Source organism: Pseudomonas sp. GW821-FHT02A08 (assembly GCF_059422045.1).
This window is the reverse complement of record NZ_JBWKWD010000008.1, coordinates 33,842-49,025: the sequence shown is the minus strand read 5'-3', so window position 1 is coordinate 49,025 and position 15,184 is coordinate 33,842. Positions and strand designations below refer to the sequence as shown.

Here is a 15,184-nt window from a genome sequence, read left to right as displayed (position 1 = left end):
ATCCCATGCCTCCCCCTATTTTCAGGAAATCGCAGCAGTGCCGCGTCGCATCAGCAGAGCGCTTCAGCCGCTCAGTGTTTTGGCTTTAACCCTGGCAATCAGCGGCTGCATCGGAACCGGAGGTATTGCCCCACAGGGCAAGGCGCTGGTGGTCAATTCACTGGCCACCGACGAAGCGATCCAGAGCGCCGCGCAGGATGCGCACTGGCCCACCTCACAATGGTGGCAAGCCTATGGCGACCCGCAACTGAACCGCTGGATCGACCTCGCTCTGCAAGGCAGCCCGACCCTGGCCATGGCCGCCGCCCGGGTGCGTCAGGCCCGGTCCATGGCCGGCGTGGCCGAAGCGGCCGAGTCGCTGCAGATCAATGGCGAGTCCACCCTCAAGCGTCACAACTGGCCTACCGATCAGTTCTATGGCCCTGGTGAGCTGGCTAACAGCACCACTTGGGACAATAACGCGGCGCTGGGTTTCAGCTATGCCCTCGACCTCTGGGACCGCGAAAGCAATGCCACCGAGCGCGCCGTGGACATGGCGCACATGAGCGTCGCCGAAGCGCGCCAGGCCCAGCTCGAATTGCAAGACAATATCGTACGGGTCTACATCGAATTGTCGTTGCATTACGCCCAGCGGGACATCGTCGAAGCGACCTTGAAGCAGCAACAGCAGATCCTTGAGCTGGCGCAAAAGCGTCTGAACGGGGGTATCGGCACCCATTTCGAAGTCAGCCAGGCCGAGACGCCGCTGCCGGAAACCCATCGCCAGATCGACTCCCTCGACGAAGAAATCGCCTTGAGCCGCAACCAGCTCGCCGCCCTCGCCGGCAAGGGCCCGGGGGAGGGCGCGCAGTTGCAGCGGCCAACGCTGTCGCTGGGTGCACCGCTGAAACTGCCGTCGTCGCTGCCGGCGCAATTGCTCGGCCAACGCCCGGACGTGGTCGCCAGCCGCTGGCAAGTGGCGGCGCAGGCGCGGGGCATCGATGTTGCCCATGCCGGTTTCTACCCGAACGTCGATCTGGTCGGCAGCCTCGGCTACATGGCCACCGGCGGCGGGGCCCTGGAGTTCTTGACCGGCAAGAAGCTCAACTACAGCGTGGGACCGGCGATTTCGTTGCCGATCTTCGATGGCGGGCGCCTGCGTGCGGAGTTGGGTGAAGCCTCGGCCGGGTATGACATCGCCGTGGCCAAGTACAACCAGACCCTGGTCAATGCCCTGAAAAACATCTCCGACCAGTTGATCCGCCGCGAGTCCATGGACAAGCAACAGGCTTTCGCCGCCGAGTCGGTGGCCACTGCGCAGAAGACCTACGACATCGCGATGATCGCCTACCAGCGTGGCCTGACCGATTACCTCAACGTGCTCAATGCCCAGACCCTGCTGTTCAAGCAGCAGCAAGTGCAACAGCAGGTTCAGGCAGCGCGTTTGAGCGCCCATGCGCAATTGGTGACGGCGTTGGGCGGTGGTCTCGGTGCCGGCAACGACGTGCCGAACGCCGAACAGACCCAGGCACCGAAAACCCCGAGCCTTTTGCGTTGAACACAACACCTGTGGGAGCGGGCTTGCTCGCGAAGGCGGTGTGTCTGATGACACTTTTGTCGCCTGATACTCCCACTTCGCGAGCAAGCCCGCTCCCACAGGTTCCGAGTTTTGGCTGATTTTTCACTGAGCAGGATTTGATGACTCCCTTGCCCGTACCCTTGCGCTGGCTGTACTCCCTGGAATGGCGTCGGGGTTTTTTCGACTGGGCACGCAGCGACGGCGTGACCTGGGTCTACATCTTCAAGGTGCTGATCGCGGCGTTCCTCACGCTGTGGCTGGCCATGCGCCTGGAGCTGCCGCAACCGCGTACCGCAATGATCACCGTGTTCATCGTCATGCAGCCGCAAAGCGGCCAGGTGTTCGCCAAGAGTTTCTATCGTTTTCTCGGCACCCTGGCCGGGTCGGCGGTGATGGTCGCGCTGATCGCCCTGTTTGCGCAGAACACTGAACTGTTCCTCGGTTCGCTGGCGATCTGGGTCGGTATCTGCACGGCCGGCGCTGCCCGCTGCCGCAACTTCCGCGCCTACGGTTTCGTACTCGCCGGATACACCGCGGCGATGGTCGGTTTGCCCGCGCTGGCCCATCCGGAGGGTGCGTTCATGGCGGCGGTCTGGCGGGTGCTGGAGATCTCGTTGGGCATTCTCTGTTCGACCCTGATCAGTGCCGCCATCCTGCCGCAATCAGCGAGCGCGGCGATGCGCAATGCGTTGTACCAGCGCTTTGGCGTGTTCGCCCTGTTCGTGACCGACGGCTTGCGCGGCCGCAGTCAGCGCGAGGCGTTCGAGGCCGGCAACGTGCGTTTTATCGCCGAAGCCGTGGGCCTGGAAGGCTTGCGCAGCGTTACTGTTTTCGAAGACCCGCACATGCGTCGGCGCAATGGCCGTCTCAGTCGCCTGAACAGCGAATTCATGGGCATCACCACGCGCTTCAATGCCTTGCACCAGTTGCTCGAACGCCTGCGCAGCAGCGCGGCGGACCAGGTGGTGGAGGCGATCAAACCCGGCTTGCAGGACCTCGCCGAGCTGCTCGACGGCTTCAGCGGGCGTGCCTTGACCAGCGCCGATGCAGCGCGTCTGGTCACGGTGCTGAGCGCCTACAAGGAAGGGTTGCCGGCGCGGGTGCGCAGCCTGCGGGCGATCTTTCAGGAGAGCGAACCGAGCGACGACGAACTGCTGGACTTCCATACGGCGTACGAACTGCTCTATCGCTTCGTCGACGACCTGCACAGTTATGCACAGACCCACGCTTCCCTGGCCGATCACAGTCACGAACGGGAGCGCTGGGACGAGCCGTTCACTCCGCAAACCAACTGGATGGCAGCGGCAGCATCGGGGATACGCGCGGCGTTCATTCTGGTGGTATTGGGCAGCTATTGGGTGGCAACCGCCTGGCCGAGCGGCGCGACCATGACCCTGATTGCGGCCGCGACCGTGGGCCTGTCCGCCGCCACCCCGAACCCGAAACGCATGGCCTTTCAGATGGCGTGCGGGACTTTGCTCGGAGCGCTGATCGGCTTCGTCGAGATGTTTTTCATTTTCCCGTGGATCGATGGATTTGCGTTGCTGTGCGTGATACTCGCACCGGTGATCGTACTCGGCTCGTTCCTGACTTCGCGGCCGCAGTACGTCGGTGTCGGCCTGGGCTTGCTGATCTTCTTCAGCACCGGTTCAGTGCCGGACAACCTCACGGTCTACAACCCCTACACCTTCATCAACGACTACATCGCCATGGTGCTGGGCATGCTGGTGTGCGCGGCGGCCGGGGCGATCATTCTGCCGCCCAACAGCCGTTGGCTGTGGCGTCGGCTGGAGCAGGACCTGCGCGCTCAGGTGGTGTACGCCATCAGCGGCAAGCTCAAGGGGCTGGCGTCGAGTTTCGAAAGCCGCACCCGAGATCTGGTGCATCAGGCCTACGGCTTCGCGGCGGGCCAACCGCAGGTGCAGCGGGACTTGTTGCGCTGGATGTTCGTGGTGCTGGAAGTCGGCCACGGGATCATCGAGTTGCGCAAGGAACAGGCGATTCTGCCGGTGCATCCGGCCTATGCCGAATCCCGGCCGTGGCGCCAGGCGATCCGGGTGATGGGGCGGGCGCTGGTGCGGCTGTTCCTGCAACCGAACAGCAGCAACCTGGAACGCGCGCTGATTGCCGTCGATCACGCGATCAGCCGTGTGCAGTCCACCGACGAACCCTTCGCCCCGCACTTCGATACCTCGGCGTTGCGCCGGGTGAAGAGCTACCTGCACTTCATCCGCACCTCGCTGCTTGATCCGCAATCACCGCTCGCTGCCTTCGCAAGCCGCCAGCCCAAAGGACTTGAACATGCCTCGTGAAATCGCCTTCCACGGCGTGTACATGCCGACCATGACCCTGATGTTTTTCATCGCGGCTCTGCTTGCCTGGGCGCTGGACCGGTTCCTGTCCGGGTTCGACCTGTACCGTTTTTTCTGGCATCCGGCGTTGCTGCGCCTGAGCCTGTTTACCTGTCTGTTCGGCGCGTTGGCGCTGACTGTCTACCGTTGACTCTCTATCACTGAGAATGCCCCGATGAAAAAGTTTTTCAGCCTGCTCGCGACCTTGTTGGTGCTGGCCCTCGCGCTGTGGATCGGCCGCTCCTTGTGGGAGCACTACATGAACACGCCGTGGACCCGTGACGGCCGCGTGCGGGCCGACATCATCAACGTCGCCGCCGACGTCACCGGAGAAGTGGTGGACGTGCCGGTGCGCGACAACCAGCTGGTGAAGAAGGGTGAATTGCTGATGCAGATCGACCCCGAGCACTACCGTCTCGCGGTGAAACAGGCACAGAGTCTGGTGGCATCGCGCAAGGCAACCTGGGAGATGCGCAAGGTCAACGCCCATCGTCGCGCCGATATGGACAACCTGGTGATCTCCCGGGAAAACCGTGACGACGCCAGCAACCTCGCCGACTCGGCCCTGGCCGATTACCAACAGGCCCAGGCGCAACTGGAAGCCGCGGAACTCAACCTCAAACGCACTGAAGTCCGTGCGGCGGTGGATGGTTACGTCACCAACCTCAACGTGCATCGCGGCGACTACGCGCGCATCGGCGAGGCAAAAATGGCCGTGGTCGACATGAACTCGTTCTGGGTCTACGGCTTCTTCGAAGAAACCAAACTGCCTCATGTGCGCGTCGGCGATAAGGCCGACATGCAACTGATGAGCGGCGAAGTGCTCAAGGGCCATGTGGAAAGCATCTCGCGCGGCATCTATGACCGCGACAATCCGGAGAGCCGCGAACTGATCGCCGACGTCAACCCGACCTTCAACTGGGTGCGCCTGGCGCAGCGGGTACCGGTGCGCATTCACATCGATGAAGTACCGGAGGGGGTGCTGTTGGCGGCGGGGATTACCTGTACGGTGGTGGTGAAGCAGGCGGGTGGGGCATGACTTGTAGACCGTGTGGCCCCATCGCGGGCAAGCCCGCTCCCACAAATATCTGCTGGGTTACCTAAATAGCATTCACACCAAAGATCCCCGTGGGAGCGGGCTTGCCCGCGATGGGAACGACTCGGTTGCGCGGGTATAAGGCAGCGCTTCACTCCTTGCAAAACGTCTCATGCAGATGCCGCCAGATCACCCGGCCATCGGCGTGCTTCTCGAAGACCACGGTGGAACGACGATCCGAGTGCAACCCGGTCGCATCGGTCTGTTGTTCGCGGTAACTCACGGTGGCGCCACCCTCGTACAGCGCGATCCCACGCAATTCGCTGAGCTCGATCCTGAACCCGAGTTTCTTGCCGCCCGCCAGCGTGAACAGTTCGTTCAGCGCGTCCAAGTCCAGCACCCGGCCGAGCGGCGAGACCATGGAGAACTGCGGTGAAAAACGCGTCAGCAGTTCTTCGAGTTCGGACGCGTCGCGTTCCTCGGCCAGCCATTGTTCGATGGCCACGTGGGCCTGGATCACTTCGTCGAAGTATTCGGTGTAGTCGGTCATGTTGTTTCCTGAAGTTCTGTGGTGTCTGTTCTGACGCCTTCGCGGGCAAGCCCGCTCCCACAGGATTAGCGCTATTTCAAAATCTGTGCATGACCTGTGGGAGCGGGCTTGCCCGCGAATAACGATGACGCGGTGTCAGAGCTGCCCACGCAGCCCGAACCGCTTCATCAGCCCGGATTCGAGCAAACCCTTGGGCAGCAAACTGGCCATCAGCGGCAACGCGCGGCTGCCATTGCCCAGGCGGATCAGCCGTGGCGGTTTGGCTTGCTGCACGGCCTTGAGCAATCCGGCGGCAAACTCACTGGCCGGGGTCGGTCTGTCCTGGGAAGCCCTGGCCCGGGCGCGTATGCCTTCACGCAGCGGAAACCACGGCGATTGCTCGCTGATCAGTTGCTCGGCTTCGTTCCCGGCATTCCTGGCGAAGCTGGAAGCGATGGCCCCGGGCTGCACTTCCATGACCCGCACGCCGAACGGCGCCAGTTCCATGCGCAAGGCATCGCTCAAGGCATGCACGGCGGCTTTCGAGGCGCAGTAGGCACCGGCGAATGGCGTGACCAACACACCCGAAACGCTGCCGATATTCACGACCAATCCTTTGGTCCGGCGCAGCACGGGAAACATCGCGCGGGTGACGCCGACGATGGCGAACACATTGGTTTCGAACTGGCGCTGCATGGCCGGCACGCCGCCATCGAGCAACGGTCCCATGGCGCCATAACCCGCGTTGTTGATCAGTACGTCGAGACCACCGCGTTCCTGGTTGATGCGCTCGCTCAATTGCTCAAGGGCAACACCGTCGTTTACGTCAAGTTGCACGGCGGTAAATCCGGCAGCGCTCAGCATGGCGACATCTTCGGCCTTGCGCGCACTGGCCCAGACTTCATAGCCGGCGACCTTGAACGCGTCGGCAAGGGCACGGCCAATGCCGCTGGAGCAACCGGTAATCAACGCAACGGGCATGGCGCATTCCTTGTGCAAAATATGGGGGGAGGGATCAGTCGGAAAAACTACCCTGCAATCGCTCGGCGCGAAACTCCAGGGTTTCCGGCCGGTAGCCAGGGCGCAATGGCGGCAGCGGCAAGCAATCTTCCCAGTTGCCACCGGCCTGCAATTCGCCGGGGCCACGATAGCGCGGGGCGGTGTATTGATTGTCGGCCAGGTTCACCGTATCGCCCGGTGCATAGGCCGCGACTCGCCAGCGCAGTTCGGTTAGCGGCACGTCATTGCCGTTGTTCAGGGTCAATTGCAATGGGCGGTCAGCGGGACATTGTTGTGGTGCGTAAGTGATGCGCAACTCCAGGCGTTGCAGTTGCTTGAGTTCGTGGTGGTCCATCCAGATGACCCAGGTGGCGACGATGCCCAGCCCCACGGCCGCCGCCAGGGAGACGGGCAAGGCCTTGGCGGGATAGCGCAGCAACAGGATCAGCCAGGTGATGACCAGCAGGACGCCGATGAACATGACGCGCAAACCTCGGGAGCAGAGAAGAGCATCCTACCTAAGCGTAGGTGCGATTGGCGATGGGAGAGATTTCCGCGATGACTGTAGGGGCCCCTTCGCGGGCAAGCCCGCTCCCACAGGTTTTTTGATTGTTCACGAATGTTGTATTCCACCCGGTCTTCTGTGGGAGCGGGCTTGCTCGCGAAGAGGCCAGTCGAGGCACTACAAAAAAACAGTGCAAAAAAAAAGCCCCCGCCCAGCCTGCTGCGGATAGGGAACGCAGCAGGCTGGACGAGGGCTTCTTGTTTTACTGAGCGTTACTGCGCGATGGTTTTCACCGCCACGCCACGCTCAACCGGAGTGGAGCGCCCGTAGATATCTTCAAACCGCTCGATATCGTCTTCGCCCAGGTAGCTGCCGGATTGAACTTCGATGATCTCCAACGGGATCTTGCCCGGGTTGCGCAAACGGTGAACCGAAGCGATCGGAATGTAGGTCGACTGGTTCTCGGTCAGCAGGAACACGTTCTCGTCACACGTCACCTCGGCGGTGCCGCTGACGACGATCCAGTGCTCGGCGCGGTGGTGGTGCATCTGCAGCGACAGGCACGCACCCGGCTTGACCGAGATGTGCTTGACCTGGAAGCGCCCGCCCATGTCCACCGAGTCGTAGGAGCCCCACGGACGGTAGACCTCGCAGTGGTTCTGGGTCTCAGTGCGGCCCTGTTCGTTGAGGGTGTTGACCATCTGCTTCACGCCTTGGACCTTGTCCTTGTGGGCGATCATCATGGCGTCCTTGGTTTCGACCACGACGATGTTTTCCAGGCCGATCACCGACACCAGCTTGCCGTTGCCGTGGATCATGCAGTTTTTGCTGTCCTGGATCACCACGTCGCCTTTGGTGACGTTGCCGTTGGCGTCTTTTTCATTGACTTCCCACAGCGACGACCAGCAGCCGACGTCGCTCCAGCCGGCGGTCAGCGGCACGACGCAGGCGCGTTGGGTTTTTTCCATCACCGAGTAGTCGATGGAATTGTCCGGGCAGCAGGCGAAGGTGGCTTCGTCGAAGGTGATGGTGTCGGCATCCTGATGGCTGCGTTCCAGGGTCAGCAGGCAGGTGTCGTAGATGTCCGGATCGTGCTTCTTCAGCTCTTCCAGGAACCGGCTGGCGCGGAACAGGAACATGCCGCTGTTCCAGAAGTAACCGCCGGACTGGACGAACTCGGTGGCGCGCTTCACGTCGGGTTTTTCCACGAAGTGCGAGACGCGGCTGATGCCTTCAGGCAGCAGCGAGTCGTTGGTCGACTTGATGTAGCCATAACCGGTTTCCGGTTTGGTAGCCGGCACGCCGAACAACACCATTTCACCGTTTTCGGCGGCGACGGTAGCCAGGGCCAGAGCGCGTTGCAGGGCTTTCTGGTCTTCCAGCACATGGTCGGCCGGCAGCACCAGCATTAGCTCGTCGCGACCTTCATTGACCAGCATCATCGCAGTCAGGGCCACGGCTGGCGCGGTGTTGCGACCGAACGGCTCCATCAGGATGCGCTGGGATTCCAGCTTGCGCGCCGCCAACTGCTCGTTGACGATGAAGCGGTGGTCCTTGTTGCAGACCACGATTGGCGAGTCCATGCCTTCGAACACCAGGCGTTCCAGGGTTTGCTGGAACAGGGTGTGTTCGCCGGTCAGGGCCAGGAACTGCTTAGGGAATTGTTTGCGGGAAAGCGGCCAAAGACGTGAGCCACTACCACCTGACAAGATCACCGGAATCATGTTGTTACTCCTTTAATATCGATTGGTTAGAGCTACTGCGTTCTGTCGTTTCACTCTTGTTTTTGTTTCGTAGCCAGATCGGGTCACCCGTAGCAGCTGCCGAGCCTGCGAGGCTGCGTTCGGCGGCGCAGCAGTCGTCAATCCAGACAAGAAGGCGCCTGGATTGACGACTGCTGCGCAGCCGGACGCAGGCTTCGCCAGCTGCTACAGGGGGATCATCGACCTGACGAATTCATCAGCGCGTCGACACCGGGCGTTTCACCCAGACCGGCGACAGGCTGCTGCCGCTGCCGGTGACGTACAGCACCGCGGCTTCACCGCGTTCCAGGGCGACCGGTTTCACGTCGCCGACTTTGGTGGTGCCGTCGTACAAGGCCAGGCTGACCTTCACCGGGTTGATTTCACGCTCGCCGCGACCCTTGGGCGCAACGTTCGGGACCACGTCGGTCTTGCCATCGGCGGTTTTCAGGGTCAGCGCCTTGTCGCTAAGGTTTTGTACGCGTACCAGGGACTTCTGCTTGTTCTTGAACGGCGGCTCTTCGATCAATTGCGGTGCGCCGCTGGCGTTGTTGACCAAGGTGTAATAGTGGTCGCCGGCCAGTTTCACCGGCAGGCTCTGGCTACCGACCTTGGCGCTGTAGTCGCCGCCCGGCATGAAGCTGAAGTCACTGCTCGACAGTGGCGCTACATCGCTCAGGTTGGTGCTGCCGACGGTGGCGCTGACTTCGGCGTTGCTGGCGTTGTAGATACGCACGAAGGTCGAGCCTTTCGGCGCGGTCGGGCCGTACAGGGCGGCGTCGCCAGCGGCGAAAGCCTGTACCGACAGCACGCTGAGGCCGGCAACCAGGGCAAAGCTTTTAGCGAGACGACGCGGAGTTGTAGTGAAAGTCATGGTGTACCTCTCTTTCAGTTTTGCGCCCGGTCGGGCGTCTCGGATTGAGTGTTTGCAGCTACGTTTTGTTGGCGGGCGCCGGCTTGTTTAAGCTCTGCGACCCACTGCGGGTCGGCGTCGCCGATTTCGTTGTTCACGGGCAGATATCGTTCAGGGAACTCCCAGATCAGCACCTGTGGCGGGCTGTTCTTGAAGGCATCGCTCTTGAGGTAGCTGAGCATCGGCAGAATCGGGCCGTGGCCGTCTTCGGCGTAATTGACCACGTCGCTGTTCAGCGCTTGCTTGAGCGCACCCACAAAATTCCAGCTGGGGTTGGCGCTGTAGCTGGTGCCGATCAGGGCCACCGGCACTTCGGTGTTGGCGAACAGAGCGTCGTCGCCGGCGGGCTGATCTTCAGCCGCGACCGTATTGCGCTTTTGCAACTGCTCCTGTTCAGGCATCAGGTTTTCGAACAGCGGGTCCAGTGGCAGGAACAGACGCAGGTCACCCTTGTGGGTGATGGTCTCAGCCGGTTCGGTGACGAAACGCTGCGGCTCGCCGCTCAGCGGGTACTTGTCGGCAATGGTCCGGGCCAGGAGGTTGGCGGCGATCTCGGCGCCTTGCGGCGTCCAGTGGGTGTCGGTGCGCAGGAACACTTGCTGGCCATCCTGCTTGGCCTGTTGCAGCGGGCCAAGCAGGTCAGGGGCCGCAATCCGGTCGGCGGCCAGGCGCTGGTGGAAGTCCTTGTAGAGGTTGGCGTGGATGCTCGCCGGTTTCACTTCACCGAGGTGTTCCGGGTACAGGCGCACCTTGGCCGGTACTACCGCCATCACCAGTTGCACGCCTTTTTCCTTCAGGGTCTGGCGCACGCCTTCGACCAGCGCGTAGTTGCCTTGCAGGTTCAATTCTTCGTTGACCACCGGGTGGAATTCTTCATCGCTGTACAACCACTGGTCGCGACCGAGCACCACGCCCGGACGACCTTCGTTGAACAGTTTGAAATCCAGCGCGGCCCAGAGGTTGGTGCCCAGGCGCTTGATCGGGAACTCGTCGTCGTAGTGCGTTTCCACGGCCTTGGTCCAGCGACCGTTGAGTACCGTCGCATCGGCGTTGGTGCTGAAGCCGAAGAAACTGCGCACCGACCACAGGCCGAGCACCAGCAGGGTCACCAGGAACAGCGCGATGTAGAAGATGCGTAATGAGCGGGTCATGGTCAGATCCCTCAGAACTGGAAGTAAAGGAACGGCGAGAAGCTTTGCGCCGAGAGTTTGAGAATCGAGGCGATGAACAGCAGCAGCACCAGCGCACGCATCACGTAACGCGACCAGTCAGCGGTCCAGTAGGCCGGTTGCACCTGGGCTTCGACGCCGACGGTGTAGCCAGGCTGGTGGATGCTCGCCGGGTTATCCCCAGGCACGGCCTTGATCGTTCCCGGTGTCGCAGCGGCCGGGCCGTCGGCGTCGACGTTCACGGCAGGCTTGGTCTTGACCGGAGGCTGATTGGTGTAGAAATCCCGCAGGCCGAAGAACGCCAGGGTCACGTAGGCCACGATCAGGGTCGCCACTTGCAGACCGGTGAGGCTGGCCTGGTTGAGTTCCGACAGCGACCAGTCGCCGAAGCTGAACATCGCGCCGTACATGCGCCCGGCGACGTGCAGGTTTTCCGCGCGGAAGATCACCCAGCCCATCACCACCAGCAGGAAGGTCAGTACCCAGCGGATCGGGTTGAAGCTGCGTGGAGAGGTGTTCAGGCCGATGGCTTTCTCGATCGCCAGCCACATGCCGTGCCACGCCCCCCAGACGATGTAGGTGATGTTCGCGCCGTGCCACAGACCACCAAGCAGCATGGTCAGGAACAGGTTGCGATAGGTCATCAGCGTGCCTTTGCGGTTACCGCCCAGGGTGATGTACAGATAGTCACGCAGCCAGGTCGACAGGCTGATGTGCCAGCGCCGCCAGAACTCGGTGATCGACTGGCTGACATACGGCTGCTTGAAGTTTTCCATGAAACGGAAACCCATCATCAGGCCCAGGCCGATGGCCATGTCGCTGTAGCCGGAGAAGTCGAAATACAGCTGCGCGGTGTACGCCAGGGCGCCGAGCCAGGCATCGCCCGTGGTCGGGTTTTGCAGGGCGAAGCAGTGGTCGGCCACCACCGCGAGGGTGTCGGCGATGAAGACTTTCTTGATGAAACCCTGCATGAACCGCGTGCAGCCCTCGGAGAACTTGTCGAGGGTGTGGGTGCGGTTGTTGAACTGGTCGGCCAGGTCGCGGAAACGCAACACCGGGCCGGCGATCAGGTGCGGGAAGATCGCCACGAACGCCGCGAAGTCGATCAGGTTGCGGGTCGCCGGGGTGTCGCCACGGTAGACGTCGATGATGTAGCTGATGGACTCGAAGACGTAGAACGAGATCCCGATCGGCAGCAGCACGTGGGTCAGGATGAATGGCGAAAGACCCACCGACGTCATCATCGCGTTGATGCTGTCGACGCCGAAGTTGGCGTACTTGAAGTAGCCGAGGATGCACAGGTCGACGGCCACGCCGAGCAGCAGCCAGCGCTGTGCCGGTTTGGTCTTGACCCCGGCGGCACCGACTTTCAGGCCGATCCAGTAGTTCCACAGCGTGACGCCGGCGAACAGCGCGAGGAAGTCCACACGCCACCAGGCGTAGAACACGTAACTGGCAATCAGCAGCAGCAGATTGCGATAGCGTTGCCCGCTCAGGTAGTACAAGCCGAGGAAGATCGGCAAGAACAAAAACAGGAACACGTTGGATGAAAAAACCATCCCGGTCTCTCCTTGTTTGAACCAACAGTCAAGGGCCAACGGCCCCCCCAAACCCCCCACAGAAATTCGGGGGGCATAACTCACATCTCACAGCTGACAACTAACCCTGTGGGAGCGGGCTTGCTCGCGAAAGCGGTGTGTCAGTCGACATCATTGGTGAATGTCAGACCGCATTCGCGAGCAAGTCGAATCGTCGCACTGCCGCTCCCACAGGGGATCAGTGTTGGTCTAGGAACCCTTGCCCTTTTCATTGGCCGGGTCGTAGACCTTGGTCAGGTCACCGCCAAGACGGAAGGTCTTGAACGGTTGCATCTTGTGCTTCTTCGCCAGCACCTCGGGCGAGCAGGTGTAGAGCGAACAGAACGGTTCGAGCCAGGCGAATTTCATGTCCTCCTTCAGGTCGGTCATGTCCTGTTCCTTGCCGTTCTTTTCCTCGAACTCATCCGGGTCTTTCACCCCGGACAACACCCGGTCACCCAGGCGTTTGAGTGCGCCGTTGTTTTCCTGACGCAAGTCCACGCCGTTGACCTGGGCGAAACTGGCGATCATCGCCAGCGGCGGCAGGGCGTAGTTGTGGTAGGCCAGGGCCCGTTGCTGGCGCTTGAGTTCGTTGGGCAGGTAGCCGTCGGCGTCGACCTGGTTGGCGCCCACCTTGTATTCCTTCACTGCCCAGTCGAACAGGTCGCGGCGGTTGGTGGCGACGGAAGTGGCCATTACCGACCAGGCGGCCCAGTACGAGTGGTTGTTGGTCTGCTCGAGCGGCAGGTTGTCCCAGTCGCTGACCACCTGGTCGGCCATCTTGCTGAACCAGGCTTCGATCAACTGCGCTTGCTGTTGATGGGTGGCCAGGGGGTGGGAGTCGGAAAACTTCAGGCGGATATACGCCGAGGCCATGCTGCCCAGCGCCCATTTGCGCATCGACTTGCCGGTGTGGTTGAAGTCCTTGGACATCAGGGCATCGGCCTGGGCCCAGGCCGTCAGCCAGCTCAGTGTGCATTCCAGCTGTTCCGGGCGACCGTCACGCATGAACTGCATCACGCGCTTGCTGGTGCCGCGCTCGATCTTGGTGATGTCGGCGGTGCTTTCGCGGAAGGCTTTTTCCGACTGCACGTTCAGGGTCGCGCGGGCCTTGTCCGAACCTTCGTACTTGCTGCGAAATTGCAACGAACCGGTGTACGGCGTAGGCATTGCATCGCAGCCTTCGCTCTTGTCGCCCGTCTTGAATTTATCCACAGGCGCAAAATAGCCCTGGGGTGGACGCAGTGGCGCAGCCGCTTGCGAGGCTGCGGCGAACATCGCCAGGCTCAAGAGCGTCGGTGCCAACAGTGTTGAAAATTTCGGATAGCGCATAGCAGACCTCATTGCCCGACCGAAGCAGTACGCTGTTCGGCGCCCGGGAATACGTTGCGTTTGCAGATTTTCGCTTCGACTTTCTGTGGCGCGGCACCCGCTTGTTCCGGACCCTGGACTTCGACGGCCAGCAGGTTCTGCGAGGCCCAGTCTTCGTCCGTGCGCAATTCGAAAGCGAAACGCCCGTCAGTCTCGGAGGTTTCCGGTTTGTCGATCTTGATGTCCTCGTGGCGACCGTTCATGTACCAGAGGGTGGCTTGCAGGGTTTTCACCGAAGTGTCGGCGAAGCGGATGTCGACCTGGTGGCTGGCGTTGCGCAGGTCCATGTTCTTGCTGTTGACCATCAACTCGTTTTTGCCCGGCTTGAGCGTCGCGCTGCCGGACATCTGTGCATCCTTGCCTTCGCAACCGTTGTCCAGCAGCGCCATCATCTGGCGGTAGATGGTTTCCTGGTCGAGGCGGTACAGCGGCGAGAACTCCCAGATGAGAATCTTCGGCGGGTTCTTCTGGAACTCGTCGCTGCCCAGGTACTGCAGCATCGAGCCTTCCAGGCCGCCACCGGGGAACGCCACGTTGAGAATGTCGGCGCCGATGGCCTCTTCGAGGAAACCGGCGAAGTTGTAGTTCTTGCCGCTGTGGGAGGTACCCACGAGGGTGATTTGCGGGTTGCCGGAGTCGCCGAACAGATCGCCATCGCCGGCTTCGCCCTTCGGCTCGGTGGTGAACTGATCCATGTACTGGATCGCGTAGCTGGTGCCACAGAGTTGACCGGCCATGTTGTGCAAGGTTCCGGTCTTGCCCATGCGACCTGACTTTTTGGTCTCGAATTCGCGCTTGGGAATGTCGGCGAACTCAGGCAATTGCTTGACCTTCTCGGCGACGATTTTCGCCGTGCGCTGGGCACCGTACGGGGTCCAGTGCTGGTCGCCACGGAAGTAGAAATCGTGGGCGGGCAGGGTGTCGGGCAACGACTCGTTGGTCAGCGGCGACAGGTCCGGGACGACGTAGCCCATCTGCGCGAAACGGCCGAGCATGGACTTGTAGTTCCTCAGCGCCTTGTCGAAGTCGAAGCTGGCTTTCTCCGCCGGGTTGAGCTTGTTGCGGTTCACCAGGCCACGGGTCGGCTGGTAGACGACAACCAGTTCCACGCCTTTGCTCTTGAACGCATCGTGCAGTTGCTTCATGCGTTTGTAGCCGGCGGGCGTGGTGTCGAATTCGGTGCGCAAGTCTTCTTGCGTACGGAACAGCCAGTCACCCTGGGCTTGCACCAGCGTGGTGAAGTTCTGCTGATAACGGGTGGTGTAGTTCTTCGGATCGTGGGCGGCCGGGCACAGGCTGCAGCACGGTTCGGCAGTGAATTTTGGTGGGCTTGCTTTACCGGCAGCTTCATCGGCACGCGCGCCGCCGCTCGCCGCGAGAATGCCGGCGGTCAGGGCCGACAGGCTGAGTAATTTGATCAAGTGTGGGTGCATA

General features: G+C 61.6%; 13 protein-coding genes. 4 read left to right on the top strand and 9 right to left on the bottom strand.

Translation table 11 applies throughout. The annotated features are described in order from the left end of the window. Nucleotides 1-37: 37 nt before the first annotated feature. The 4 genes from AC07W4_RS08180 (at nt 38) to AC07W4_RS08165 (ending at nt 4,948) form a co-directional block, all read left to right on the top strand. Nucleotides 38-1,537, top strand: coding sequence for an efflux transporter outer membrane subunit (locus AC07W4_RS08180; RefSeq protein WP_495032104.1), 1,500 nt, complete (start codon nt 38-40; stop codon nt 1,535-1,537). 140 nt (nt 1,538-1,677) lie between these two features. Further along, the gene (locus AC07W4_RS08175; RefSeq protein ID WP_495032103.1) at nt 1,678-3,870 is read left to right on the top strand and encodes an FUSC family protein; all 2,193 of its coding nucleotides are present in this window, start codon (nt 1,678-1,680) and stop codon (nt 3,868-3,870) included. Beyond that, nucleotides 3,860-4,060 carry a DUF1656 domain-containing protein gene (locus tag AC07W4_RS08170; RefSeq protein WP_008050113.1) on the top strand — a complete coding sequence of 67 codons (201 nt, stop codon included), beginning with the start codon at nt 3,860-3,862 and terminating at the stop codon, nt 4,058-4,060. The genes AC07W4_RS08175 and AC07W4_RS08170 overlap by 11 nt, the downstream gene beginning before the upstream one ends. Before the next feature lie 24 nt (nt 4,061-4,084). Further along, nucleotides 4,085-4,948, top strand: coding sequence for an efflux RND transporter periplasmic adaptor subunit (locus tag AC07W4_RS08165; RefSeq protein WP_495032102.1), 864 nt, complete (start codon nt 4,085-4,087; stop codon nt 4,946-4,948). 148 nt (nt 4,949-5,096) lie between these two features. Here the strand turns inward: AC07W4_RS08165 and AC07W4_RS08160 are convergent, their stop codons facing one another. The 9 genes from AC07W4_RS08160 to AC07W4_RS08120 all read right to left on the bottom strand — a co-directional run bounded on the left by AC07W4_RS08160 (nt 5,097) and on the right by AC07W4_RS08120 (nt 15,183). After that, a complete protein-coding gene (locus AC07W4_RS08160) occupies nt 5,097-5,495 on the bottom strand; it encodes a DUF4440 domain-containing protein (RefSeq protein WP_495032101.1) in 399 nt (132 codons plus the stop codon). A 135-nt stretch (nt 5,496-5,630) separates the two neighbouring features. Beyond that, entirely contained in the window at nt 5,631-6,455 is an 825-nt protein-coding gene (locus tag AC07W4_RS08155; protein WP_495032100.1) for an SDR family oxidoreductase, read from the bottom strand. A 34-nt stretch (nt 6,456-6,489) separates the two neighbouring features. Then, nucleotides 6,490-6,954, bottom strand: coding sequence for a multidrug transporter (locus AC07W4_RS08150; protein WP_495032099.1), 465 nt, complete (start codon nt 6,952-6,954; stop codon nt 6,490-6,492). Nucleotides 6,955-7,250: 296 nt separating this feature from the next. Then, a complete protein-coding gene (locus tag AC07W4_RS08145; RefSeq protein WP_495032098.1) occupies nt 7,251-8,702 on the bottom strand; it encodes a mannose-1-phosphate guanylyltransferase/mannose-6-phosphate isomerase in 1,452 nt (483 codons plus the stop codon). A 235-nt stretch (nt 8,703-8,937) separates the two neighbouring features. Beyond that, on the bottom strand, nt 8,938-9,594 hold the full coding sequence (locus AC07W4_RS08140) for an alginate O-acetyltransferase AlgF (protein ID WP_007972635.1): 657 nt from the start codon (nt 9,592-9,594) through the stop codon (nt 8,938-8,940). A 14-nt stretch (nt 9,595-9,608) separates the two neighbouring features. Further along, nucleotides 9,609-10,784 (bottom strand): alginate O-acetyltransferase, encoded by a 1,176-nt coding sequence (locus AC07W4_RS08135; protein ID WP_495032097.1) that lies wholly within the window; start codon nt 10,782-10,784, stop codon nt 9,609-9,611. Between the two features lie 11 nt (nt 10,785-10,795). Further along, a complete protein-coding gene (locus tag AC07W4_RS08130) occupies nt 10,796-12,361 on the bottom strand; it encodes an MBOAT family O-acyltransferase (RefSeq protein ID WP_008050131.1) in 1,566 nt (521 codons plus the stop codon). Nucleotides 12,362-12,589: 228 nt separating this feature from the next. Beyond that, a complete protein-coding gene (locus tag AC07W4_RS08125; protein ID WP_495032096.1) occupies nt 12,590-13,711 on the bottom strand; it encodes a mannuronate-specific alginate lyase in 1,122 nt (373 codons plus the stop codon). An 8-nt stretch (nt 13,712-13,719) separates the two neighbouring features. Next, on the bottom strand, nt 13,720-15,183 hold the full coding sequence (locus AC07W4_RS08120; protein ID WP_495032095.1) for an alginate O-acetyltransferase: 1,464 nt from the start codon (nt 15,181-15,183) through the stop codon (nt 13,720-13,722). Between the last annotated feature and the right edge of the window lies 1 nt (nt 15,184).